Here is a 24850-nt window from a genome sequence, read left to right as displayed (position 1 = left end):
TTCTCAGAAAATGCTGGGCGAGTCTAGCTAGCAGGCGAAGCGCCACGATTTTACCAACTTTTACCAAGGGCCCTGCCAGCGCGCATATTCCATGCGGGCTACAGGCCGATGTGCTTGAAGAAGCGCATGGAATATGCGCGCTGGCAGGGTGCGCCCGGTTCGGCTGCGCTAATCGGGCTTACGCGGATGTTCTTTTGTCGCTTTACTTCAATTGATACGGTGCATCGGCGAATGAGCTGGTGGCTGGCAGGTCGGGGTAGTTGGTCGGGCGTCCCTGTTGTTTGGCCATGAAGGCTTCCATCAGGTTGGCGCTTTGCCAGATGCCCGATTGCAGCCAGCCCATTTGTTGCAGGGCGTCGTGGGTGGAATGGTCGCGCGCGTAGTGGATCGCCTGTTTGCTGCCCCAGATGGCTACCGGCGGTTTTTGCGCGATTTCTGTCGCCATCAGCATGGCCGCTTCCAGCATTGCTTCCTGAGTTTCGAAGACTTCATTGACTAGACCCACGGCCAGTGCACGTGCGGAAGGCAGGCGGCGGCCGGTATAGGCCATTTCGTGGACTATGCCTTCCGGAATCAGTTTAGGTAGGCGTTGCAGCGTGCCCAGATCGGCGGTCATGCCGATATTGATTTCCTGTATGCAGAAGAAGGCATCTTTGCTGGCCAACCGGATATCGGTGGCGCAGATCAGATCGACCCCGCCGCCTATGCAGCCACCGTGGATGGCGGCGATCACCGGCATGCGCAGTTGCTCGATCAGGTTAAATGACTGATGCATGTCTTGCAGTACCAGGGCAATATTCGCGCGGCCGATGGCGCTGCTATCGTCCAGTGTCATACCGCCGCCGGCAAAGACGTCCAGCGCCATACCGGCGGTGAAATGCTTGCCCGTCGAGGAGATCAACAGTGCGCGGGCGCTGGCGTCGCGCTGCAAGCCTTGTAAGATACTGACCAGTTCGCGAAAAAATACCGGTTGCATGGTGTTCATGCTGTCTGGGCGGTTCAATTGCAGGTGGGCGATCTTGTTGCTGATGCTGAACTCAAAACATTGGTAAGTCATGGCGGCTCCTGGTAGATGGTAGGATTAATTAGGATTAATTTTCTGGATGGGCGAGTGAATACAGGACGGCGCGCACGGCGGCGCGATACAGCTCGTCTGAATGTTCTTTTTTCAGGTAATAGCCTTTCAGTTCCAGGCTGATCACGCCGTGCATGGCCGACCATAGCAGGCGCGCCGCCATGCCGGGGTTGGAGGCGGGCAGGCTGCCATCTTGCATGCAGTGCTCGAATTCAGCGATCAGCGGCGTGAAGGATTCCCAGGCCGCGGTGCGCGATTCCAACGGTGGCACGAAGCCGGCAATGGCGTCACCAAACATCACCATGTAGTAGCTGGGATTGCGGCGGGCGTACTCGTGATAGCTGGCGGCGTACAACCATAAGCGGTCTATGCCTTGAGTGGCGGTGCTGCTGACGTCAGCCTTGTTGAGATTGTTTGCACCGCGATTGCTGGCGCTGAAATTATTTTGAAACGCGGCGAAATCCTGCTTGAAGCGGGCAAAGCCTTCCAGATACAGGGCGTTAGACAAGCCATCCTTGCCGCCGAAGATTGAATACAACAGTGTGGTCGAGCAATTGACCGCGTCTGCAACCTTGCGCACCGTCAGCGCGGCGGCACCTTCTTCCACCAGCAAGCGTGAGGCGGCGTCTAACATACCCTGGCGCAGCGAAATGCGCAGCTCGTCCTGAGCCTGGCGAAAATCCACAACTTTTGTTGCGCTCATAAACTAACCTTAAAGAATCAGAGTGAATAACAACGTTTTTTCTGATAACATCATATCAGTAGCTTTAAAAAACACCAAGCTCAGCACTTAATTCATCACTGCTTCAGCCACTTTATCCGCGCCAACCGATAGGAAACCAATATGAGCAAGACCTCGCATTTGCCTAAAGCACTACAAAATTTAAGTATGCCGGTGATCGCTTCACCGATGTTTATCGCCAGTGGCCCTAAGCTGGTGGCGGCGCAATGCAAGGCCGGTATCGTTGGTTCTTTTCCAGCATTGAATGCGCGTCCGGCCGAATTATTGGATACCTGGCTGACTGATCTGCAAGCCGAGTTGGCGGAATTTCAAGCGGCCAATCCGGATGCCAAGGTGGGCCCGATCGCTGTCAATCAGATCGTCCATCAATCCAACGACAGGCTGGCGGCCGACGTCGCCATGTGCGTCAAGCATCAGGTGCCTATCATTATCTCGTCGCTGCGCGCACCGCCGAAAGAGATGCTTGACGCCATCCATAGCTACGGCGGTATCGTCTTGCATGACGTGATTTCTATTCGTCACGCCCAAAAAGCTTTAGAGGCGGGCGTGGATGGCTTGATCCTGGTGGCTACCGGTGCTGGTGGCCATGCCGGTGGTTTGTCGCCGTTCGCGCTGGTCGGTGAAGTACGTAAATTCTTTAAGGGCCCAATTGCCTTGTCCGGTTCTATCGCCACCGGTGACGCAGTGTTGGCCGCCTTGGCCATGGGCGCTGATTTTGCCTACATAGGTTCGCGTTGGCTGGCTAGCGAAGAAGCCAACGTCGATCAGGCTTATCGTGATGCGATCATAGAATCCGCTGCGGCCGATATCGTCTACACCAATTTATTTACCGGTGTACATGGTAATTATCTGAAAAAATCCATCATCGCTGCCGGCCTCGATCCGGATGCCTTACCGGTGGCCGATAAGAGCAAGATGGATTTCGGTGGTGCCAGCGGTGCCAAAGCCTGGCGCGACATCTGGGGCGCAGGTCAGGGCGTAGGCTTGATGCACGATGCGCCATCGGTGGCAGAGATCGTCGCCCGACTCAAGGCAGAATTTGAAGCCGCCAAGGCGCGCGTGTTGGCCAACTAAGCGCTGCATGCGCTAGAAAAAATAAAGGCATCCTTTTGATGCCTTTATTTTTGCCTCAAGCAAACAGCAAGAGTTTTTAAAATATTGCCATAAAGAATTCAAGTTTTAGACGAGTGAGCCGTAACCAGACTATCTCCTCTTTTTGATTGACCATTTTATGCGCCGTCTATCTGCCGTGTTGGTATCACTGCTGATCTGTGGATCGGCGATTGCCAACGATCCACCTGCTAAGCCTATCAAACAAGCCTCCGCCAAGGAAGACGCGCCGGATAAAGAGGACAGCAAGTCCAGCAGTAAAGAAACTAAGTCGAGTAAGTCTAGCAAGGACAAAGAGGCCAAGTCTGCCGAAGCCGCGCGCGCCAAAGAATCGATGGCGGCCGATGAGCTGGCCGTGAAGATTGCCGAAAGACTGTCGGTACTGCGCAAAGAAAAAGATGATGCCGCCAAAATGGCTCCGCGTCCGGTCGTGCGTAGTTATGCGCCACCCGTCAGACGGCCGGATCATGCCGAAGTAAAACCTAAAGCCGCTGCTGCAGACGGTCATGCGGCCAACGCCGCAGCTCTGGCCGGTGCCAGCGCGCATAGCGCGATTCACTGGAGTTATGAAGGTGAAGGCGGTCCTTTAAGCTGGGGCAAACTCAATCCCTCGTATGCTGCCTGTGACAATGGCCAGCGGCAGTCGCCTATCGACATCCGTGATGGCATCCATGTCGACCTCGATCCGCTTTCCTTTGATTACAAACCCTCGCGTTTTAGCGTGATCGATAACGGCCACACCATACAAGTGAATATGGGCGCGGGTAATTACATCAATGTCTCGGGTAAAAACTACGAGCTTTTGCAATTTCATTTTCACAAACCGTCTGAAGAACGCGTCAACGGCAAGAGTTTTGAAATGGTGGTGCATCTGGTGCACAAAGGCGGCGACGGCAAGCTGGCGGTGGTGGCGGTCTTGATCGAGCGCGGCAAGGCGCAAGCCTTGGTGCAAAGCGTCTGGAATAATCTACCGCTGGAAAAAAACGAATCGGTGCAGGCCCTCAGCACCATGGACTTAAACCAGCTGCTGCCCACCAAACGCGAGTACTACACCTACATGGGCTCACTCACCACGCCGCCGTGCAGCGAAGGCGTGCTGTGGCTGGTGATGAAAGAAAACATAGAGATCTCGCCAGAACAACTGGCGATCTTCAACCGCCTCTACCCTATGAACGCCAGACCAATACAAAAAACCGCGGGGCGTTTAATTAAAGAATCGAATTAAGCGCCCACGATTTAGTCGCGTCGCGCCTGTTTTAGCAGAAATCTCAGAGGCACCCGGCCAGACGCGCATATTCCATGCGGGCTGCAGGCCAGGCAAGCTGGAAAGCCGCATGGGATATGCGCGTCTGGCCTGCCTCTAAAAAATCAGGCTTGTCGCCTCTTAACGTCTTGCTTTTGCGCAGGTCTGTCAAAAGTGTTCTGATATATTCAATGAGCGCTGGCGCCATTGGTCACGTCACGTGTTCGTTTCTTTTGGGGCTTATTTCAATCCGGTATTGTGGTTTGTTCTTCCTCCAAGCGGAATAGTAGATTGTTTTTTTTGGTGATTCTCTTTGTTCTTCTGTGCAGGCATAGTCTCGACATCGTCAACACACCATCAAAGCACGCCGATATGAGCATTCACCAATTCGCCGCTCCTGCCAGCACGCCCCTGGTCACCACTCTGACAGCAGGTGAAATGCGCATGCCCCACGCCCCCAGCGTGGAGTTACCCAACGGCAAATCGTGCATCCCGCAGCATTACCTGAGTTACCAGCAAACTGCGGTGTCGATTGCCGAGATCGTGGTTGACATCGATTTTGATGCCCACACCCCTATTTTTGCCAGCGCCGACCACAGCGGCATGTACCTGCAAGTGGGATTGGTTGGCCGTGAGAACTACGACCGCAGCCACCAGCTACGCCCGCAAAAGTTGGTGTATGGCCGCAAGTGGCGCATCGACACCGATACACCCACCTCGGAAATCATTCAAACCGCGTTTCTGGCCATAAAAAAAGCCCGTGAGCATGAAGTGCGCGAGCTACTCACCCAGCGCGACCCTATCAGCGGCAAAACCAGCACCCCTTTCAGCAGCCACCTGGACTTGCCCCTGATGGCACTTAACCTTGACTTGGTGGGCAAGGCTGAAATTCATGCCCCGGCGCCATCCGCCGAACGCATCGCCGAGTTTCTGGCCCCTGTGCGTTTTGGCCAGCGCGTGATCGAAGTGCTTGACGTGCTACCCCGCCCCAATGGCACCCTGCTAGTGGATCTGCAACTGGGGGCATTACCTCTGGCGCGGCAAGCGGAAGGCGATCTGAGCGAGTTCAACCATCTGAGCTTTACTGTGCTGCTGCGCGAGCTAAGCCAAAGCGAGCTGCTGCACGAGATCATGGCTGCCATGGTGCTGCACAGCGACCGGCTGGTGGACGAGCGTTTCACCTACAAGGGTTTTGCCCGCTTCAGCCGCGTCCATGCACCGGCCCGCATCGCACAGCTCTCCATCGCCACTCGCCCCTATGCCCGCGATGCTGCCAATGCCAGCTTTACCCCGGTCTTCAAAGCCATGAACTATGAGGTGGATGCAGCACGTGCTCCCGCTTTGGGTAGCGGCGCCTTGGCTAGCAAAAATCGCAGCAAAATAGCGGCATTTGGCCCTCAATTGGGGGGGCATATGCCAGCAGGCTATCGGCCAACGCAATTCGCATATGACGCTGTCGCATAAACGGCATCTTGAGTTGCTAATACTTTACAAAACCAGAGGGAGCTGGTCGGCCCGAGCAAGCTTACTTCCTACCCTATGAGTCAGGTGTTGAGAAAAACGGCGGAGCCATAGCGGCATGCGGCCACCGCTGCGCCCCGACCTGGATTCGTCAAACTTAAGCAGTAGCGCGCAATTCTGGCCAGGCTAGCATGGCCAATTCCGCCATTTTATCTAATGCCGCCAAACCTGCGCCATCGTGGGCCTGTACTGCCATGCCTTGCAACACCATGGAAATATACGCGGCCAGCGCGGCGCTATCCGACTTTGCGGGTAACTCTCCAGCGGCGATGGCGAGCTCCAGACGTTGCTGTATGGCTGCTTGTGCTGTCTGGCGCGCGCTGCGTGCTGCTTCGGCAATGGCGGCATTATCAGTGGCGCTATGAATATTCGCGGTCGCGACCATGCATCCGGCGGCATGTTCAGCGCCCGTATATTGGCGTGCGGCGCCCATTAGCAATGTAGAAATCGCCTCCTTGACAGGGAGCGCTGCCGATAGTGCGGCACTAAAAAAGCTGCCATATTGGCTCTGGTAAAGCGCCAAAGCTTCAAAGTAAAGCTGATCTTTTGATCCAAAGGCGGCGTATAAACTGGGCGCGGCGATGCCCATGGCGGCGGTCAACTGGGCGGTAGAGGTACCCTCGTAGCCATGGCGCCAGAACAAATCCATCGCAATCGCCAGAGCCCGCTCGCGATCAAATACCCGGGGTCTTCCCGCACTGCGCTTGGCTGCGACTTCGTTCATCACCACTCCCTAGTAAAGTTGTTATACGGCAAGTAATGCCGTGAATTCACCATTATTATAGCGGTCACTAAATAAATCTTGAAAAAATTATTTACTCGAATTAATATGTAGTGATCGCTACATATTAATAAGGAAACACCCATGACTTCTCGTCACTACCAATTAAGCCCAGGCACTGAACGCGCCGCACTACAAGCTAGCACACGCACTTTGGCTGCGCTCAAACCGAACCAAGTACTGATACGTGTTGCTGCTGCCAGTTTGAATTACCGTGATCTGTTGGTACGGCAAATGCAAAGCGATAACCGCGCCTCTCTCACCCCCTTGTCAGATGCTGCCGGCACCGTTGTTGCGGTGGGCAGCGCAGTGACACAATGGCGTGAGGGAGATCGAGTCAGCCCTGGCTTTTTTGCCGATTGGGTAGATGGCGCGTTTCGCCCGCACCACATGGCGTCGGCCTTAGGCGGCGGACAAACCGATGGCGTGCTGGGTGAATACATCCTGGCAAATGAGACCGCGGTGGTTGCCGTACCAGCGCACTTAAGCCTGGCAGAGGCGGCAACTTTGCCTTGCGCTGGGGTCACCGCATGGCATGCATTGTTCGAGCGCGGCAATTTGCAAGCCGGTGAGACTGTACTGGTACAAGGCACCGGTGGTGTCGCGATGCTGGCTTTGCAATTGGCCAGCGCGTATGGTGCCAAGGTGATCGTGACTTCATCCTCAGACGAAAAACTCGCCCGTGCACGCCAGATGGGTGCGTGGCAGACGATTAATTACCGTGAGCATGCCGACTGGGATCGCGTGGCACTTGAGCTTACCGATGGTGCTGGCCTAGATCATATTTTAGAATTGGGCGGTCCGGACACTTACACGCGCTCGCTCAACGCGATTGGCTACGGTGGACGCATTGCCCAGATCGGCGTACTGAGTGGATTCGACGCAGCACCGCACATCACCCCGATGCAGTTTAAGAATGCCAGCATCAACGGCATTTGCGTTGGCTCAGTCGCGCACTACACACGCTTAAATCAGTTCATCAGCCAACACCAGATCCATCCCGTGATTGACCAAACTTTTGCTTATGAAGATGCCGGCGTAGGGTACAGCGCATTGGCCACCGCCAAGCATTTTGGCAAGTTAGTCATCAGCGTCAACTAGTGTTGCAAAAAATAGTAACGCACACAAAGTATCGCTACACCTTTTACTCCACCGCAGGGCGCACCAGCGTGCACCATGCGTCATTTTGTCACTTTCTAAGGAAAATAATCATGAGTCAATTCCCTATTCACAACATGGAAACCGCCCCAGAAGACAGCAAACCGCTGCTGCAAGCGGCAACGCAAGCCTACGGATTCACCCCCAACTTGTTCGCAGGGATGGCGACATCACCCTCATTGTTAGAAGCTTACATGAGCGTGACCAGCATCTTCAACAACACCAAGCTGAGCGAAACGGAACGTCAAATCATTTTGATGAGCGCGAACCGCATCCATGGCTGCACCTATTGCATGGCCGCCCACAGCCTCATCGCCAGCAGTTCAGGTGTGCCCGCCGAGGTGGTGACAGCTCTGCGCAATAACAGCCCGATTGCCGACGCTAAATTAGAGGCCTTACGCCAGTTCAGCATCGTGATGGTCAATGCTCGTGGCTGGCCATCAGAAAACGATATGCAAGCGCTCATCGCGGCCGGTTATAGTCAGCAAACTGTATTGGAAGTGATACTCGGCATTAGCATGAAGGTCATGTCTAACTACACTAACCACGTGCTGCAAACCCCATTGGATGGCGTGTTCGAAAGTACCGCCTGGACTGCACCCAACTAATACACCCGGTGCGCCGAATAATAGTATTGGTCGCACCCCATCATACTTAAGGATCATCATGCCCGCTTACATCACCGTCGATTTCAGCCCCACTGACAAAGAAAAATTACAAGAATATGGCGCCGCCGTGCCCGCAAGCCTGACTAAGTTCTCCGGCGAATACCTGGTAAAAGGTCCTGCCGAACAATTATTCGGTGATACTGAATTTCAAATGCAGGTGATCCTGACTTTTCCGTCACGAGAATTGGCCTTGGCGTGGTATCACTCTCCCGACTACCAGACACTGGTACCGCTGCGGAATGCGGCAATGCGTTCGGAGTTTAGATTAGTCCATTCCGTGCAATAAAGAATTGCGTTCAAACCGCATTCTCATTTATTTAGATCGGTATATAGTGAACAAACGCGTTACATGCGTACTGTTCACTAAATACTAAAGGAGATACAAATGGATCTTGAATCAGCAATCGGCAAACATGCAGAGTGGAAAGTAAAATTTCGCGCCGCCATTTCAAAAAACCAAAAAATGGATATCGCCCATGTCGGAAATGTCCATATCTGCGAATTTGGCACATGGCTAGATGGTGATGGTAAAAAACAGCACATGCATTTACCGGAATTCTCTAGCTTGGTCGAGATTCATAAACACCTGCACCAGGAGGCAGTGAAAGTCGCCAGTTTGATCAATGCGGGAAAGTATCCAGAAGCAGAAGCGGCTTTGAGTGGGGCAAGCTATTCGGAAGCGTCTAAGAATATGAGCGCAGGGGTCATGAAATTAAAAAAAGCCGTGCAGGTTCGATGAGCTTGCTCATGCATCAATCTGGAAACTAGGCGAATAGCCAAGTAAAAAATCAGAAAATATGTTCTCTGAGGGTCCAAGGAGGAGCTCATTTTTGCGCAACTATTTTGCTTGTCAGCCATGCTCGCACTAGTTGGCAGACTACTTCCGGGCGTTCTAGTGGTGACATGTGGCCACAATCTTCTATGATGTTCAAGTGCGAGTTGGGTAGTGCATCCGCCATATTTTTGGCTTCTTCGATACTACGCATCTGGTCGTTGCGGCTGGCGATTATCAGACTGGGGCAAGTAATCTGGGCTAATTCGGCGTGACCGTCCTGGCGTACCAGACCCAGTTGGCGCAAGAAAACCCCTTTGCCTAAATTGAGTGACATGGCCTGCAGATGTGCCAGCAGCGGCGCATCGTCGGTCCTATCCGGATGCAGGGCGCGCTTGAGCGCGCTGAGCGTCTGCCCTTTGAAAGGATACAGCTCGGACATGCTGATCTGTTGCTGATTGCGCTGCAATTCTTGTTCTGTGCTGGCGCGTGCCGAGCTGTTGACTAAGACCAAACCCGCTAGTTTTTGTGGTGCCAGATAAGCGATACGACGCGCCACGTAGCCGCCTAGTGAAAATCCTATCAGTACGCAGTGTTCTGGCAGGCTAGGGATGATGTGCTCTGCCATCGCTGCTATGCTGCTGCCTTCATTGATGTCGGCAAACTGGATTGCTGCGATCTTGGATAATTCCGGCAGCATGGCTTGCCACAGGCTGGCATCGCACATAAAGCCAGGGATTAGCACCAGGGTGAGCGGGGCAGGGCAGAGTGGTTTCAATTTTATTCTGTGCCAGTATTATCAGGCGCTGAGGGCTAGGCGAAGAGTGTAAACCATCTTCACTTTATCCTCATACGCAGGCCTTATTCATACTTGCGCACATCATCGATTACCTTGCCGTCGTTGGCCAGACTACCAGTTGCGACAAATGCGACCTCGCCGCGTAGTTTGGTGATCTCGCGTATGCTCGCCACTATTGCCGCTGTCAATGTTTCGCCTGGTTTTTCATCTCTGATTTCACACTGCAGTGTCATGGCGTCGTTCGCCATTTCGCCGGTCACCACCAGTCTGGCCTTGCTGATTTCGGGATGGCGTTTGATGACTTCCGCCACTTGTGATGGGTGCACGAACATGCCCTTGACCTTGGTGGTCTGGTCGGCGCGCCCCATCCAGCCCTTGATGCGGGTATTGCTGCGACCGCAGGGCGAGATGCCGGGCAGGATGGCTGACATGTCGCCGGTGCCGAAGCGCAGCAGCGGGTAATCCAGATTAAACGAGCTGATCACCACTTCACCGACTTCACCTTCTGCGACCAGGTCGCCAGTACCTGGTCGTACGATTTCTATGATCAGATCCTCGTCCAAAACCATGCCGGGATTGAGCTGGCCACTGCTTGCTGTTTCATAAGCGATATTGCCGATGTCGGCCGATGCATACATTTGCAGTACCAGCGGTACCCCATGTTGTTGCAGCCATGTGCGCAGCGACGGCGGTAGCGCTTCGGCACCGACCACGGCGCGCTGCAAGCTAGAAATATCGGCACCCAGTTCCAGGGCCTTTTCTATTATAATTTTTAAGAAGCTAGGCGTGCCTATATAGGCATCAGGGCGCAACTCTGCGATAGCCTGTACCTGCATTTCGGTTTGGCCTGCCCCCGCTGGAATGATCACGCAACCGAGTTTGGCAGCACCGCCCTCGACCATGTAGGCGGCCGGCGTGAAATGATAGGAGAAACAGTTTTGCACCAGATGGCCGCTACGTAAACCGGCAGCGTACATGGGCCGGGCGAAGCGCCACCAATCCTGGCCTCTACCCTCAGGATCAAAGATGGGGCCGGGCGACATGAAGATGCGTTTTAATTGCTGCGGCGCGGTGCTATTGAGCCCGCCAAACGGACGCTGCTGGCGCTGTAAACCGTGCAGATCGGATTTGCGCGTGACTGGCAGTTGCGCTAAGGCGCTACGGCTACGAATGTCGGCGGCGCTCACGCCTTGCAAGATGCTAGCCCAACCGGCGGCGCTTTGCGCTTGTGCCACCAACTGCGGCAGGCGCGTCATCAGGGCTTGCTCGCGGCTGTGTGGATTGCGCGTCTCTAGAGCGTCCAGATATTCACTCATGTGTGATCTCTCGTTGCAGTTTTTTTGTTAATCTTGAAAAAATCAAATTGTAAGAAGCTTGCAGTAATTCCAGAGCCTCGGCGTCGCTCATCGCCATCGCATCGACCACCTGTATCCATTTGGCGCGTGCCATATACGGCGCCGGGACGATGTGCGGCCTGTCGGTAAATTCCAGAAAACGTTGATCTTCTACTTTGAAGCTGAAATTGCGTAAGACATCGTCTCTTAACCAACTCACCGCAAACATTTTTTTCCCTACCGAAAACACCAGGTCCGAGCCCCACTTGGTCTCGACCACTGCACCCGGTAGCCTGCTACAAAAATCGCGTGCTAGATTAAAGTCCATACCCACTCTCCTGCCTTAAGCCAGCCAGCGTTTGCGGCGGCGATAAAACTTCATCTCGCGAAAACTCTTGCGACCGGCGCTGGAGACGCCCAGATAAAATTCTTTGACGTCTTCATTGGCGGCCAGATCTTTGGCGTCGCCTTCCATCACGACCCTGCCGTTTTCCAGAATGTAACCAAAATCGGCATAGCGTAAAGCGGTATTGGTATTTTGCTCGGCCAGCAAAAACGAGACATTTTCTTTGACGTTGAGACTCTTGACGATCTCAAAAATTTCTTCTACCAGTTGCGGCGCGATACCCATCGATGGTTCGTCCAGTAAGATCATGGAAGGTTTAGCCATCAGGGCGCGCCCGATCGCACACATCTGTTGTTCGCCACCCGAGGTGTAGCCGGCCAGCGAACTGCGGCGCTGGCGCAGACGTGGAAAATAGTGATACACCATCTCCAGCGATTCTTTCAGTTCTGCGCGCGAAATCTGGCGCGTGTAGGCACCGGTCAATAGATTTTCTTCTATGCTCAAGTGGGCGAAACAATGGCGGCCTTCCATTACCTGCGACAAGCCGCGCTTAACCAGTTCATTCGGGGTCAGATGGTCGACCCGTTGGCCTTTAAAACTGATGTCGCCCTTGGTGATGTCGCCACGTTCATTGCGCAATAAGGTAGAGATGGCCTTGAGCGTGGTCGATTTTCCGGCACCATTTGCACCTAATAATGCGACGATTTTCCCCTGTGGTACTTGTAGCGAAATGCCTTTCAATACCAGTATCACATGGTCGTAAATCACCTCGATATTATTCACGCTCAAGTAAGCCGGGGTGGCCGGGGCGGCGGGGCTGGCATTGCTAAAATTCGCTACGGTGGGGCTAGTCATGGTGTTCTCATCTATCTTCAAAGACAGTATTGCCTTACTTTAGGCGCTCGTTTTGGCAAGCTTAAAAAACCCCACTTCCACGCGGATAAAAAATACCTACCGCTGCGGAGGTGAGGAAAACCCAAGGAAAAACCGTTAAAATTTATTTCAAACAGCCTGGCGTGATTTTTTTCTCGGCCGCATATTTGGCCGAAGACTCTTCCAGCAACGCACGCGTCAATGCCTTGTCGCCCACGATCCAGTTGGGTGTTACGGCTATCCATTTATCGCCGTTCCATTGCTGCACTTTGACTGCGCCCGAACCTTCATGATCTTCACAAGAAGTTTTGACTGGTGGGAACATGCCCATCGCCCCCAGCGTTTTTTGACGCGCCTCATTCACATCGAGATTCTCAAAGCCCCAACGGATTTGCTCACTAGTCATGAGCTTACCTTTACCAAATTTCTCTTGCGCTTTCAGGATAGCTTCGGTCCACAGCATGGCAGCGGTGACGCCGCGCATGTGATACACCGAGCCTACCCGTGATTTATCGCTCAGATTGCCTTTGCCAGCGGCATACACCTTAGTGCGGATTTCATCGAGTACCGCGTAATTGCCTGGCGTGTTGAAGGTCATGGTGGTGTAACCTTTGGCGGCATCGCCTGCCGGTACCGTGTCTTCTTCTGAGCCAGCCCACCAGACGCCCAGTATCTTGTCGCGTGAAAAGCCATTACGCTGGGCAGTTTTTAGTGCCACCGCATTCATCACGCCCCAACCCCATAAAATCACGTAATCAGGATTGGCCTGGCGGATTTGCAGCCATTGCGATTGCTGCTCATTACCCGGGTGCGCTACCGGTATTTTAATCAGCTCAAAACCATATTGCTTAGCTTGTGCTTCCAGGACTGGCAGAGGTTCTTTGCCGAAGGCAGAATCGTGATACAGATGGACGATTTTTTTACCCTTAAGTTTTTCCATGCCACCGGATTTGTCACCCAGATATTTAGTCATGGCAGCGGCTTGATTCCAGTAACTGGTAATCAAAGGGAAGATATAAGGAAAAACCTTGCCGTTTGCGGCATCAGAACGGCCATAACCGAGTGTGGTCATAGGGATCTTATCTTCTGCCACTCTATCCAAAATGCCGTAGGCGATGCCGGTAGAGAGCGGCTCCACCAGTGAGGCACCGCCATTGTTTTTCTTGAGGCGCTCGTAACATTCGACCCCGCGCGAAGGGTTGTATTCAGTCTCGCATTCTTCCCAGGAAATCTTGACACCATTGAGACCACCTTTGGCGTTGATGAGATTGAAGTAATCGATGGCGCCGCCGTAAAAACCGGATCCACCAGCCGCATACGGGCCAACGCGGTAAGACAGGATAGGGATGTATTGTTCTGAGGTTTGAGCTTGCGCTAGTGGCACGGAGCCGAAAGCGCCTAGTATCGCAGTGCTTAAAATAACGGATTTAATCAGTTTCATGGTGTCTCCTGGTGTGGTTAACAGCGGCTTGGTAGTACCTGGCGCTTGATGGCTAGCTATCCCCATTGCGCCTTCTTATAAATATAGGACTTACGCAAAACCGCCCCAACGTCGTTGTATCCGCCTTGCCGTACTAGCGTACTGTCTTCGGCGGTACGCCTAGCTGGAACAATTTTGCGTGAGTCCTAAAAGTGCTTAGAAAAATTTCTTGAAACGACGAACAAAATCTAATGCGGGAAAGGCCAGAGCCGCAGTTTCTCTTTGGTGATTTGCCACAGTCGCGCCAGACCGTGCGGTTCTACGATCAGGAAAAAAATGATGAGCGCACCAAACACCATCAATTCTAAATTCGAAGCCACATTGGTTGGTAAGGACAGCGCGTGTGCCAGCAAATTGAGGCCAATAGGCAGCAAGATGATGAAGGCCGAGCCCAGGAAAGAGCCTAGAATAGAGCCGACTCCGCCTATGATGATCATAAATAAAATCCGAAACGAGAGATCGAGATTGTAGGCTTCAGGCTCGACCGTGCCGAGGTAGGCGTAGGCGTACAGCGCACCGGCAATGCCGCAATAAAATGAGGAAACCGCAAAGGCCAGTAGCTTGGTACGCATCAGTCGAAAGCCTATCACTTCGGCCGCCACGTCCATGTCGCGCACCGCCATCCAGGAACGGCCTACGTTAGAACGCACCATGTTCTTGGCCAGCAATGCCATCACGCAGACGATGCTCAAGGTGAGTAAGTATTTTTTCATCGGAGTGTTGATGCTGTAACCAAAGATCAACATTTCTTGCGCGGTGATCACGCCGGACGAGCTGTAATTGGTGAACCACTGTATCTTGGTCAGGCACCAGACTACAAAAAATTGGGTGGCCAGAGTAGCGGCGGCCAGATAAAAGCCACGTATGCGCAGCGACGGCAGACCAAAGGCGATCCCTACCGCAGCGGCCGATAAACCGCCCAACACAAAACCGAGTAACAGCGGTATGCCGGGGATGCGCAAAATAAAGTTATACGAGGCAAAGGCCCCGACTGCCATAAACGCGGCCGAGCCTAGCGACAGTTGACCAGCGTAACCCGTGAGAATATTCAAACCCAGCGCGGCCAGCGAAAAAATCAGGAAGGGAATCAAAATCGCCGAAAAAGTATACGGGGTGGCTATTAAAGGCACGACCAGAAACGCCAACGCCAGTAGCGCAGCCATCGCTATCCTGTCCTGGCGGATAGGGAAGATCTGATTGTCTTCGGCATAGCTAGATTTAAATTGACCTGCTTCACGGTAGAACATGGAATTCCTTTATTTCAATTTCAATTGCGCAATCAACATGCGGGTTCCCAGCCATTTATGCCCTGCAAGGCGCATGTTTATTGCGTACTTAAAAGTTGTACCTTTAAATTCTGCGTATAATTTTTTCGCCAAACAGACCTTCAGGGCGTACCAGCAAAAACAGCAAGGCCAACACATACGGGAACCAACCTTCTATGCCGCCACCGACTAAGGGGCCGATATACACTTCCGCCAGTTTTTCAGACGCACCTATGATTAGGCCGCCGACGATCGCACCGGGGACCGAGGTAAACCCACCTAAGATCAAGACTGGCAAGGCTTTCAGGGCGACGAAGGTAAGCGCAAATTGCACCCCATTACGCGCGCCCCACAGCAATCCCGCCACTAGCGCGACAAAGCCGGCCACTGCCCAGACTATGCCCCAGATCTGTTGCAAGGGAATGCCCACCGCCAGCGCCGCCTGATGATCGTCAGCCACTGCGCGTAAGGCCCGCCCGATTTTTGTTTTAGAAAACAGTAGCGCCAATCCTGTCACCAGCAGGGCGCAGATCAGGGCTGCGATCACATCAAATTGCGAGACGATGATGTTGTACTTTTCCAGCAGCCATTCGATAGGCACGTCTTCAATTGGCAGTTTTAACTGATGCGGTTGCGAGCCCCACAGCAATTGCGCTAAGCCTTCGATGAAAAACGTCAGGCCTATGGTGGCCATGAATAGGGTGATCTCAGGTTGATTCACCAGCGGCCGCAAGACGATGCGTTCGATTGCCAGCCCGAGGGCCACCATGACTAACATGGTTAAAGGAATAGCCAACCACAAGGACAGGCCGAACTGCTCGGTCAGACCGACGCAAGTCAAGGCCGCAAAAAACACCATGGCACCCTGGGCAAAGTTGAAGACGCCCGAGGCCTTGTAGATCAGCACGAAACCCAGTGCCACTAGTGCATACATCACACCAGATAGCAGGCCACCGATCAGGACTTCGAAGAAAAAATTGATATTCATTTTTGTTTAAAAACCTTTTTTAGTAACCGTTCAATTCGCCAACTGAGTGCTGATGTTATCCCCTCTCCCGCTGGCGGGAGAGGGCTAGGGTGAGGGTGTTTGCAAGGGCTGATTCAGTTCAGAAATCCTAAACACGACGACTAGCCATATTAATTGCAGACCTGTTCACGACTAGCCTCATCCCCGACCCTGGATTTACTCAAACTCGCCGCCCGCGGGAGAAGGGAGTAAAACCTAGTGCGCCACACCTAAATATGCATTAATCACTTCCTGATTCGCCAGAACCTCGTCGGGTGTGCCGTCGCCAATTTTTTTGCCGTAATCGAGTACCACCACCCGATCTGAAATATCCATGACCACACCCATATCGTGTTCGATCAAAACGATAGTCGTACCGAGTTGATCATTGACGTCCAGGATGAAACGACTCATGTCTTGTTTCTCTTCAACGTTCATACCGGCCATAGGTTCATCGAGTAAGAGTATCTCAGGCTCGGCAGCCAGCGCGCGTCCCAGTTCCACGCGTTTTTGCAAGCCATACGAGAGCCGCCCTACCGGGGTTTTACGGATGTGCTGTATCTCTAGAAAATCAATGATCTCTTCCACCTTTTCTCTATGCGCTATTTCTTCTTTTTGTGCAGGGCCCCAGTACAGTGCCTGCATCAAAAAATTACTCTTCATCTTCAGATTGCGTCCGGTCATGATGTTATCGAGCACGCTCATCCCTTTAAATAAGGCGATGTTCTGGAAGGTACGCGCGATGCCGCTCTTGGCCGCGGCGTAGGTGTTCATATCCTTACGCTGCACGCCGCGATAGGTGATCTCGCCTAACTGAGGTCGATACACGCCGTTGATGACGTTGAGCATCGAACTTTTACCGGCACCGTTGGGGCCGATGATGGCGCGGATTTCATGTTCCTTGACGTTGAAGGAGATATTCGTGAGCGCCTTAACGCCACCAAATGACAGGGAAATTCCCTGTAAATCGAGTATCACCTCACCAATTTTTCTAGTCTGTGTCATCGCTGTCTTTACGCTGCTTGCTGGGCTGGATGGAAAGTTTTGACATCGACGATGCGCAGATCGGCGGCCACCGTGCCTTGCCGTCCATCTTCAAACTTGACAAGGGTTTCTATGTATTGGGATTGTCGGCCGCTGTACAGTGCGTCGATTAGGACCTTGTACTTTTCTGCCACGAAGCGTCGCCTGACTTTACGGGTGCGTGTCAGCTCATCATCGTCGGGATCGAGTTCTTTGTGCAGTATCAGGAATCTATGGATTTGGGTACCGGCCATCAGCTCTTCGCTGGCCAGATCGGCATTGACCTTTTGTATGCATTCGGAGATCAGATCGTAAGTCTCTTTTTTTGCCGCCAGATCGGTGTAGCCAGAATAGGCAATGCCGCGTCGTTCTGACCAGTTGCCGACCGCTTCTATATCGATATTAATAAAGGCGCAGACCATGTCTCTATCCTGACCGAAGGCCACCGCTTCTTTAATAAATGGGAAAAATTTCAGCTTGTTTTCTATGTAGTTGGGCGCAAACATGTCGCCATGGGTCATCTTGCCGACATCGGCCGCGCGGTCTATGATTTTTAGATGGCCTTCATGGTCGAATATACCGGCATCACCGGTGTGGAAATAACCATCGGCATCGATCACCTCAGCGGTGGCATCGGGGCGTTTGTAGTATTCCTTGAGCATGGCGCAGGATTTCACCAGCACTTCGCCATTCTCGGCTAACTTGACTTCTACCCCGGGCGCGGCCAGACCAACGCTGTCGAACTTGATATTGCCATCCGGTTGCAGACAGACATAGGCACAGGTTTCGGTGGCACCGTAGAGCTGTTTCAGATTGATGCCGATAGAACGGTAAAAGCGAAACAGATCGGGGCCGATCGCCGCACCGGCGGTGTAGGCGACCTTGACACGGCTCAGGCCCAGTACATTTTTCAGGGGGCCATACACCAGAGCGTTGCCGACTGCATAGTTCAGTTTGTCTAGCGTCGCGACCGGCTTACCATCGAGAATATCGGCACCGACGCGGCGCGCCACTTCCATGTAGTGATGAAACAGACCGCGCTTGATGCTACTGGCGTCTTCCATCCGTATCATGACGGTAGTGAGCATGTTTTCAAATACGCGTGGCGGTGCAAAATAATAGCTAGGCCCGACTTCGCGTAAATCACTGAGCACGGTATCGCCCGACTCAGGGCAATTGACGGTGAAACCGGCGACCAAGGCCTGCGCATAAGAAAACAGGTGATCACCGACCCAAGCCATAGGCAGGTAGGAAAGGATATCTTCGTTGGCGCTGAGTTTATCGAAAGCGATTCCGCCGATGGCGGCGCTCATGAAGGATCTGTGGGTCTGGCAGACCCCCTTCGCTTTGCCTGTGGTGCCCGAAGTGTAGAGCATGACGGCAGTATCATCAGGCTGACCCAGATTGACTTGTTGCATGAAAAAATCAGGATGGGCGGCATCATATTCTCGTCCCAGATCTTGCAGTTTTTGGTAAGACACCAGGCCAGACTGGTGATAGTGACGCATGCCCTTGTGGTCGTCGTAGGCGATGTTGGCCAAGGCCGGATAGTCTTGCTTGATGGCGAGTAATTTATCTACCTGTTCCTGATCTTCCACCACGGCAAAGCTGATCTCGGCGTTCTCCAGCACGAAAATCATGTCGGCGGCGGGGGCATCCTGATACAGAGGAACTGCGATGCCGCCCAGACATTGCGCGGCTGCCATTGCCCAGTACAGGCGCGGACGATTGTCACCGATGATGGCCAGGTTCATGCCACGTTGAAAACCCTGTGCCGCTAATCCGCAGGCCAGTGCCCGCACTTCAGCAGCGACTTGTTGCCAGCTCCAGGTTTGCCAGATACCCAGATGTTTTTCGCGAAAAGCGGGGTGCAAAGGTCGCACTAGTGCATGCTGCAGCATGAGCCTTGGAAAAGTCGTGTTCGCTAGATCGTTTTGGTTCATGGTCTCCACCAAGGTTCTTTTTTGACACTAGTCTCTGCAGCTATACTTACGGGGTGCTTACGCCCGCTCGTATCTGCTGGTATCTGTAACTGAGCTGTTGTCTTTTATCTGCGATTGATGAAAAGTATCGTAGAGCTGATCACTGGTACTAGCAGTTGTACATAGTGGCTTACAATGTCTCTGTATCAATTTATATCTTTTGTTGGAATGATAGTAGAGGCTCGCTATTTCGCTTGCTGTCATTTAACCGACAATCTGTCTGTATTTATCAACTATCGGTGGTGCGCTGCACAATATGATTGAAGACGCAAAGAATATTAAGCAACAAGAAACCAGTGAACCAAAAGAACGTTTTGCTAAAAGCATGTGGGCCAAGATGTTGGCGCCAGAACATCTGCAAAGAGTAGAGAGCGAAGTGGTGGAGCGTTTTGTACCGGCTGGTTCCTATGCCTGCCGTAAAGGCGATAGCGTCGATCATTGGATGGGTGTGATAGACGGTTTCCTGAAGATGAGCAGTATTTCGCCCGAGGGTAAAACCATCACCTTTAGTTGCATGTTAGCGGGCGGCTGGTTTGGCGAAGGCTCGATGCTGAAAACGGAAAATCGCAAATACGATGTGGTGGCCTTGCGCGATACCCGGGTTGCGTATATGCCGCGCACTACCTTCAACTATTTGCTCGATAACAGCATCCCATTTAACCGGTTTTTATTACAGCAACTCAATGAGCGTCTCGGCCTGTTTATTTCCCTGGTTGAGTTTGACCGCATGTTAGATACCGATACGCGTGTGGCGCGCTGCATCGCCGCCATGTTTAATCCCTACCTCAATCCTGGTGGTGGTTTGCAGTTGCAAATCTCGCAGGAAGAAATCGGCTATATCTCCAGCGTCTCGCGCCAGCGTGCCAATCAAGCCTTGCAGTTACTGGAAAAGAAAAAACTTCTTTCGGTCGATTATGGCGGTATCACCATTCTTGATTTACCCGGCTTGCGCAGTTTTTCCAGCCAGTTTCCTGATTAAATTTATAAATACATTCGTGATGAAGAGTTTGACTAAGAGCTTAAATATTATTGGCGCCGGTAAAGTGGGGCGCGTCTTGGGACGGCAATTTTCTCAGCATCAGGTGTTTCATCTTGGTCAAGTGTGCAATCGCAGTCTGGCCTCGGCATTGGATGCATTGCAATTTATTGGTGCCGGTGAGGCGATCAGCGATATGGCCCAATTGCAGCCCGCCGATGTCACCATGCTGACGGTGCCGGATGACCAGATACAGGCCAGTTGTGCCGCTTTATTAGAGCTTGGTTTGCTGTTGCCCGGTAGTGTGCTGTTTCATTGTAGCGGTGCCAAAGCCTCGACAGAATTAGCCGCCGCCAGTGCTTTGGGCGTGCAGATTGCCAGCCTGCATCCGGTGCGAAGTTTTGCCGATCCGGCAGCGCTGGCGGCCAATTTTTCTGGCAGCATTTGTAGTATCGAAGGTGACGCCGCGGCTCTCATAATCCTTAGTACTGCGCTAAACGCGATCGATGCCAAGGTGGTCGAGATACAGGCGGAAAATAAATTGCTATATCACGCAGGCTCGGTGTTTGCCAGCAATTATCTAGTGACCTTGATGGAGACCGCCTTGCAGGCCTATCAGGCAGCGGGCATCCCGCGCGAGACGGCCCTGGCGATGGCGCAACCCTTGGCTACGCTAAGCCTGGACAATGTATTTAAGCTAGGTACTGCGGCGGCTTTGACCGGCCCGATTGCACGTGGGGATATGCAGACGGTGGGCTTGCAACAGCAAGTGGTAGAACGCTGGGATAAGACGGCCGGGGATTTGTATCAGGCGTTCATTCCGCCAACCATAGAATTGGCAGCACGTAAAAAAACCTTGTAAGGCTTATTCTGAAAAATACACGCTGTTGCGGCCGTTTTCTTTGGCTTGATACAGCGCCACGTCGGCCCGCTCAAACACGCTGTCTTCATTCTCTTTATCTTTGCATAGCGCCACCCCCATACTGACCGTGATGCTCAGACGCGTTCTGGCCAAATCGGTGGTGCGGGAAAAATCGTTATTGGCGATGGTCAGGCGTAGATTTTCTGCGATCGCGGTGGCTTTTTCTAAGGTACAGTTTTTCAGCAAAATAACGAATTCTTCACCACCCCAGCGACAGATGACATCGCTCTCGCGCAGGGAGCGTTTGGCAATCATGGCAATCTCTTTGAGCACATGGTCGCCGACTAAATGTCCATGTTTATCATTCACTTTTTTGAAAAAATCGATGTCTATGATAGCCACGCACAGAGGTTGGCGCGAGCGTTCGCTATCTAACAAGGCGTTTTCAAATACAAAATCGAAAGCCTGGCGATTTGGCAATGAGGTCAGTTGATCGGTCGCCGCGGTTTTTTCTATGCGATTTTGATGACGCCGCACCGTGATCAAGACCAGACTCAATACGATCAGCGTAATGATGGCGCTGATGATTGCATCCATGAGCAAGACATCGTGTAGTGGTTTGAGTTGCTCGTTCAATTCTTGTTCGACCAGTAAATGCCAGCCTAACTCAGGAATAAAGCGCGCATTGAGTAAGATTTTTTCATCCTCTAGGTTGTACTCTAAATGCAGGGAGTCGTTCTTGCTATTGGCTAGTATCTGACTGGCGATACTACTGATACCGGGGGCTTTAAGGATGTTAGTGCCGAGACGCTTGACCGCGCTGCCAGCCAGTACCAGATTGCCTTTGGCATCGACAAAATAGATATTGCGATGAAAGCGTGTTTGATAACTGTCTATGACACGCTTCATACCGTCCAGAGTCAGACCTATGCCGGTAACGCCTATGAATTTGCCGCTGTAATCGAGTATTTTATGATTGATGAAGATCGTCATATTGTCGTGATTCGCCATGTCGGCATCGACATTGGTTTCATAAGCGGTTTTTAATTTGCGCACCCTGAAGTACCAGGCATCACGTGCTTCAGTTTCTTTGACGATCTTAAGAGTGCCGTCCGGATGGTAATACTGATGACTTACATCCGACACCAAGAAGCTAGAGACGGCATTGTTCTTGGCCTTAATCTCTTTTAGATACTTGCTGATCAGCGCAGGTTCTTCTTCGCCATTGATGATCCAATCACGCAAAAAAGTATCCTGCGCCATTTGAGCCGAAATGAAGACCGGGCGTAGTATGTCTTTTTGAATTTCTGAATACACACTGTCGCCGGTGATGGGCAGGCTTTTCTCTGCGATGCCTTGCTGTAGAGAATCTTTAGAGACTATATAACTAGTGAGTAAAATAGCTACAAATCCTGTGATCAGGATGAAAGTAAGCCAAATCAGCAGACTGTATTGTCTTAAAAATTTTCGCATGGACCCTGGGAAGGAAGTTGGGCGTGAAGCTTAAGCTTTCAGCATGTTAATCTCATTGAGGCACGATCATACTATAAAAGTAGGGTATTTCCTGGCAAATTCTGTGGGGCTAGTGGCTAGAAAGTGCGAGTTTGAATGAAAAAAATGCCGCAATTCGCGGCATTTTTTTCACGACTGGCGCGTGTAGTTCAAGGGCGCGTCAAGGGTGCGTCAAGGGCGCGGTGTCAGGGACACATGTAATTTCAGGCGTGAGCCTGGATCATACGGCATGATGCTGGTGTAGCTGCGGTTATGGTATTCGTAAGTGACGGCATAACCAGTGGTACGGGTTTCCCAGTTGTCAATATTGCGACAGATACGCACCGGGCGACTTTCTGTGACGGCTTGGTTATTGTAATTGTTGCCATTGTTGTTATTGTCTACGCGGTCACCGACGATGGCACCGGTCAGCGCGCCGACTGCGGCGGCTGCAATTTTGCCGTTGCCGCCACCGACTTGGCTGCCCAATAAACCACCTGCGATGCCGCCAATAATCGCGCCGCCGGCACTACGTTCTGGTTCACGCGTCGGATAACGGGTGGTGTTCTCATATTCGGTACGGCAGTCTTGTCGTGGTACATTAATTTGCTCGACTTGCGGACTGACATTGGTAACACGGGCATAATCTTCAAAATCTGCCGCGCGTGCCTGGCCAGTTAGGGTGCTTAGACTAAATACTGAGGCTAAGGCTGCGACAGTAAGGGCTGTTTTTTTGATCATGGTAAACCTCAATTTCCTGATGTAAGTGAGACATTCACTAGTTAACGCGGCAAGTACACAAAAGGTCTACACACCTTATGTAAAGTATTGTTGCAAATAATTCTTGATAGTTGGACATTCAAGACCATATCTGTAGTTTAGAAGAATATCTGGGGGCGAAATATGCAATTTCTATGGACATCTTGGGTCACAGTCGCAACTTTATGCATGTATTTCTGGATTATCGTCAAAGTTGGCAAGGCCAGAATAAAATATCAGGTGCTGGCACCTTCGGTCGATGGTCCGCCGGAGTTTTTACGCAGCTTACGCGTGCAAATGAATACGGTAGAGCAACTAATCTTCTTTTTTCCTGCCTTATGGTTATGTGCATATTGCCTAAATGATCAATTTGCAGCCTTGCTCGGTGTGGTATGGATAATTGGCCGTATCTGGTATGCCTTAAGCTACTACCGCGAAGCCGCCAAGCGAGCAGCTGGATTTAGTATTGCGACATTTGCCTCGGTCACGCTGTTATTGGGTGCTGTGTATGGTTTGTTACGTTAAGCGCAGGTGAATCTCCCCATGAGTTCAACGATTAAGAATAGCCCTGCAATCCTCGCTTCGTATGTGCTGGCCGCTCTGGCCTTATTGCTGGTACTGAAAGCGGGTTTATTGGTCGCCTTGTATTCCGGTTTGCTGGTGTATTCCCTAGTGCATTTGTTGACCCCGACCATAGAGAAAAAGTTCAACAATAAGCAAGCGCGGATGATTGCCGTGATCCTTTTATCGAGCTTAATCGTTACTAGTATCAGCGTCAGCATCTGGGCTTGCCTGGTGTTTTTTCGCAGTGATGCTGGCAGTATGCAGAGCTTGCTGGAGAAAATGGCGGCCATTATTGAGGCATCTCGCAGTCAATTGCCCAGTGTATTGAGTTCCTACTTGCCGGAGGGGGTAGATCCTTTGAAGGGCGTGCTTTCTAACTGGCTGCGTGAGCACTCTGGCGAGGCGAAGTTGCTCAGTCAAGAGGCGGGGCATCTTATCGTGCATCTTTTGCTAGGGATGATTATCGGCAGTATGGTGGCCTTGCAGGATGTGAATAGTAATAGGCAGTATCGGGTATTCGCCGCAGCCTTGCACCAGCGGATCACTATCTTGGTCGAGATGTTTCAAAAAGTGGTTTTTGCCCAGGTACGTATTTCTTTGATCAATACGCTGTTCACGGGTATTTATCTGGCCATCGTGTTGCCACTGGCAGGAGTGCATTTGCCACTCACCAAGAGCATGATCGCCATCACCTTTTTCGCCGGCTTGATCCCGGTTGCTGGGAATATCATTTCCAATACCGTGATTGTGATTGTCAGTCTGGCGCACTCGCCACAGATGGCGGCCATTTCGCTGGCGTATATGGTGATTATCCATAAGCTAGAATATTTTCTCAATGCGCGCATCATAGGCTCGCAAATCAATGCCAAAGCCTGGGAATTGCTCACTGCTATCCTGGTGATGGAGGCCTTGTTTGGGCTGGCAGGCGTGGCCGCCGCGCCGGTGTTTTATGCCTATATCAAGAAAGAGCTGAGTAATCGGGATTTGGTCTAAAAGATGGCATAATCTCTTATCCCCCAA

Annotated in this window: 25 protein-coding genes; 11 read left to right on the top strand and 14 right to left on the bottom strand. The window is 52.1% G+C overall.

From position 1 onward, the window contains the following. Window positions 1-202: 202 nt before the first annotated feature. Entirely contained in the window at window positions 203-1057 is an 855-nt protein-coding gene (locus EJN92_RS07070) for an enoyl-CoA hydratase-related protein (protein WP_126127164.1), read from the bottom strand. A 34-nt stretch (window positions 1058-1091) separates the two neighbouring features. After that, complete coding sequence (locus tag EJN92_RS07065; protein ID WP_126127163.1) at window positions 1092-1778, bottom strand: TetR/AcrR family transcriptional regulator; 687 nt, start codon at window positions 1776-1778, stop codon at window positions 1092-1094. A 141-nt stretch (window positions 1779-1919) separates the two neighbouring features. On the opposite strand from EJN92_RS07065, the gene EJN92_RS07060 reads away from it, so the two are divergent. The 3 genes from EJN92_RS07060 (at window position 1920) to EJN92_RS07050 (ending at window position 5634) form a co-directional block, all read left to right on the top strand. After that, a complete protein-coding gene (locus EJN92_RS07060; protein WP_126127162.1) occupies window positions 1920-2891 on the top strand; it encodes an NAD(P)H-dependent flavin oxidoreductase in 972 nt (323 codons plus the stop codon). 157 nt (window positions 2892-3048) lie between these two features. Then, window positions 3049-4152: a carbonic anhydrase gene (locus EJN92_RS07055; RefSeq protein WP_126127161.1), complete on the top strand. Its 1104-nt coding sequence runs from the start codon at window positions 3049-3051 to the stop codon at window positions 4150-4152. A 462-nt stretch (window positions 4153-4614) separates the two neighbouring features. Beyond that, entirely contained in the window at window positions 4615-5634 is a 1020-nt protein-coding gene (locus EJN92_RS07050) for a hypothetical protein (RefSeq protein WP_126127160.1), read from the top strand. Window positions 5635-5788: 154 nt separating this feature from the next. Here the strand turns inward: EJN92_RS07050 and EJN92_RS07045 are convergent, their stop codons facing one another. Continuing rightward, window positions 5789-6415 (bottom strand): TetR/AcrR family transcriptional regulator, encoded by a 627-nt coding sequence (locus tag EJN92_RS07045; RefSeq protein WP_126127159.1) that lies wholly within the window; start codon window positions 6413-6415, stop codon window positions 5789-5791. 141 nt (window positions 6416-6556) lie between these two features. Here EJN92_RS07045 and EJN92_RS07040 point away from each other — a divergent pair, with 141 nt between their 5' ends. From EJN92_RS07040 to EJN92_RS07025, 4 genes are all read left to right on the top strand, one after another. Beyond that, a complete protein-coding gene (locus EJN92_RS07040) occupies window positions 6557-7573 on the top strand; it encodes a zinc-dependent alcohol dehydrogenase family protein (protein WP_126127158.1) in 1017 nt (338 codons plus the stop codon). 110 nt (window positions 7574-7683) lie between these two features. Next, a complete protein-coding gene (locus EJN92_RS07035; RefSeq protein ID WP_126127157.1) occupies window positions 7684-8238 on the top strand; it encodes a carboxymuconolactone decarboxylase family protein in 555 nt (184 codons plus the stop codon). 58 nt (window positions 8239-8296) lie between these two features. Further along, window positions 8297-8584 (top strand): DUF1330 domain-containing protein, encoded by a 288-nt coding sequence (locus EJN92_RS07030; RefSeq protein ID WP_126127156.1) that lies wholly within the window; start codon window positions 8297-8299, stop codon window positions 8582-8584. A gap of 99 nt (window positions 8585-8683) precedes the next feature. Continuing rightward, entirely contained in the window at window positions 8684-9037 is a 354-nt protein-coding gene (locus EJN92_RS07025) for a CZB domain-containing protein (RefSeq protein ID WP_126127155.1), read from the top strand. Between the two features lie 85 nt (window positions 9038-9122). Here the strand turns inward: EJN92_RS07025 and EJN92_RS07020 are convergent, their stop codons facing one another. The 9 genes from EJN92_RS07020 to EJN92_RS06980 all read right to left on the bottom strand — a co-directional run bounded on the left by EJN92_RS07020 (window position 9123) and on the right by EJN92_RS06980 (window position 19139). Continuing rightward, the gene (locus tag EJN92_RS07020) at window positions 9123-9848 is read right to left on the bottom strand and encodes an alpha/beta fold hydrolase (protein WP_126127154.1); all 726 of its coding nucleotides are present in this window, start codon (window positions 9846-9848) and stop codon (window positions 9123-9125) included. 83 nt (window positions 9849-9931) lie between these two features. Continuing rightward, window positions 9932-11185 carry a phenylacetate--CoA ligase family protein gene (locus EJN92_RS07015; RefSeq protein WP_126127153.1) on the bottom strand — a complete coding sequence of 418 codons (1254 nt, stop codon included), beginning with the start codon at window positions 11183-11185 and terminating at the stop codon, window positions 9932-9934. Next, window positions 11178-11531 (bottom strand): MmcQ/YjbR family DNA-binding protein, encoded by a 354-nt coding sequence (locus EJN92_RS07010; protein WP_126127152.1) that lies wholly within the window; start codon window positions 11529-11531, stop codon window positions 11178-11180. Before EJN92_RS07010 ends, EJN92_RS07015 begins: the two co-directional genes overlap by 8 nt. A 15-nt stretch (window positions 11532-11546) precedes the next feature. Then, window positions 11547-12404, bottom strand: coding sequence for an ABC transporter ATP-binding protein (locus tag EJN92_RS07005; protein ID WP_126127151.1), 858 nt, complete (start codon window positions 12402-12404; stop codon window positions 11547-11549). 142 nt (window positions 12405-12546) lie between these two features. Further along, a complete protein-coding gene (locus tag EJN92_RS07000) occupies window positions 12547-13863 on the bottom strand; it encodes an ABC transporter substrate-binding protein (protein ID WP_126127150.1) in 1317 nt (438 codons plus the stop codon). Window positions 13864-14090: 227 nt separating this feature from the next. Then, window positions 14091-15149: a branched-chain amino acid ABC transporter permease gene (locus tag EJN92_RS06995; RefSeq protein ID WP_126127149.1), complete on the bottom strand. Its 1059-nt coding sequence runs from the start codon at window positions 15147-15149 to the stop codon at window positions 14091-14093. Between the two features lie 103 nt (window positions 15150-15252). Further along, complete coding sequence (locus tag EJN92_RS06990; RefSeq protein ID WP_194074984.1) at window positions 15253-16149, bottom strand: branched-chain amino acid ABC transporter permease; 897 nt, start codon at window positions 16147-16149, stop codon at window positions 15253-15255. Window positions 16150-16389: 240 nt separating this feature from the next. After that, complete coding sequence (locus tag EJN92_RS06985) at window positions 16390-17178, bottom strand: ABC transporter ATP-binding protein (RefSeq protein WP_126127147.1); 789 nt, start codon at window positions 17176-17178, stop codon at window positions 16390-16392. 8 nt (window positions 17179-17186) lie between these two features. Further along, window positions 17187-19139, bottom strand: coding sequence for an AMP-dependent synthetase/ligase (locus tag EJN92_RS06980; RefSeq protein WP_126127146.1), 1953 nt, complete (start codon window positions 19137-19139; stop codon window positions 17187-17189). Between the two features lie 295 nt (window positions 19140-19434). On the opposite strand from EJN92_RS06980, the gene EJN92_RS06975 reads away from it, so the two are divergent. Then, window positions 19435-20157, top strand: coding sequence for a Crp/Fnr family transcriptional regulator (locus EJN92_RS06975; RefSeq protein WP_126127145.1), 723 nt, complete (start codon window positions 19435-19437; stop codon window positions 20155-20157). A 19-nt stretch (window positions 20158-20176) separates the two neighbouring features. Continuing rightward, entirely contained in the window at window positions 20177-21016 is an 840-nt protein-coding gene (locus EJN92_RS06970) for a Rossmann-like and DUF2520 domain-containing protein (protein ID WP_126127144.1), read from the top strand. Between the two features lie 3 nt (window positions 21017-21019). On the opposite strand, the gene EJN92_RS06965 is transcribed toward EJN92_RS06970, so the two are convergent. Together EJN92_RS06965 and EJN92_RS06960 are read right to left on the bottom strand one after the other, a co-directional pair. Then, entirely contained in the window at window positions 21020-22489 is a 1470-nt protein-coding gene (locus EJN92_RS06965; RefSeq protein ID WP_126127143.1) for a sensor domain-containing diguanylate cyclase, read from the bottom strand. 210 nt (window positions 22490-22699) lie between these two features. Continuing rightward, window positions 22700-23248: a glycine zipper 2TM domain-containing protein gene (locus EJN92_RS06960; RefSeq protein WP_126127142.1), complete on the bottom strand. Its 549-nt coding sequence runs from the start codon at window positions 23246-23248 to the stop codon at window positions 22700-22702. A gap of 162 nt (window positions 23249-23410) precedes the next feature. Here EJN92_RS06960 and EJN92_RS06955 point away from each other — a divergent pair, with 162 nt between their 5' ends. Together EJN92_RS06955 and EJN92_RS06950 are read left to right on the top strand one after the other, a co-directional pair. After that, entirely contained in the window at window positions 23411-23791 is a 381-nt protein-coding gene (locus EJN92_RS06955; protein ID WP_126127141.1) for an MAPEG family protein, read from the top strand. 18 nt (window positions 23792-23809) lie between these two features. Then, window positions 23810-24823, top strand: coding sequence for an AI-2E family transporter (locus EJN92_RS06950; protein ID WP_126127140.1), 1014 nt, complete (start codon window positions 23810-23812; stop codon window positions 24821-24823). Window positions 24824-24850 lie beyond the last annotated feature (27 nt).

Source organism: Undibacterium parvum, from assembly GCF_003955735.1.
Classification (GTDB): domain Bacteria; phylum Pseudomonadota; class Gammaproteobacteria; order Burkholderiales; family Burkholderiaceae_D; genus Undibacterium; species Undibacterium parvum.
Note: the sequence above shows the minus strand (reverse complement) of the source record. Positions and strands in the feature narration are given on the sequence as shown.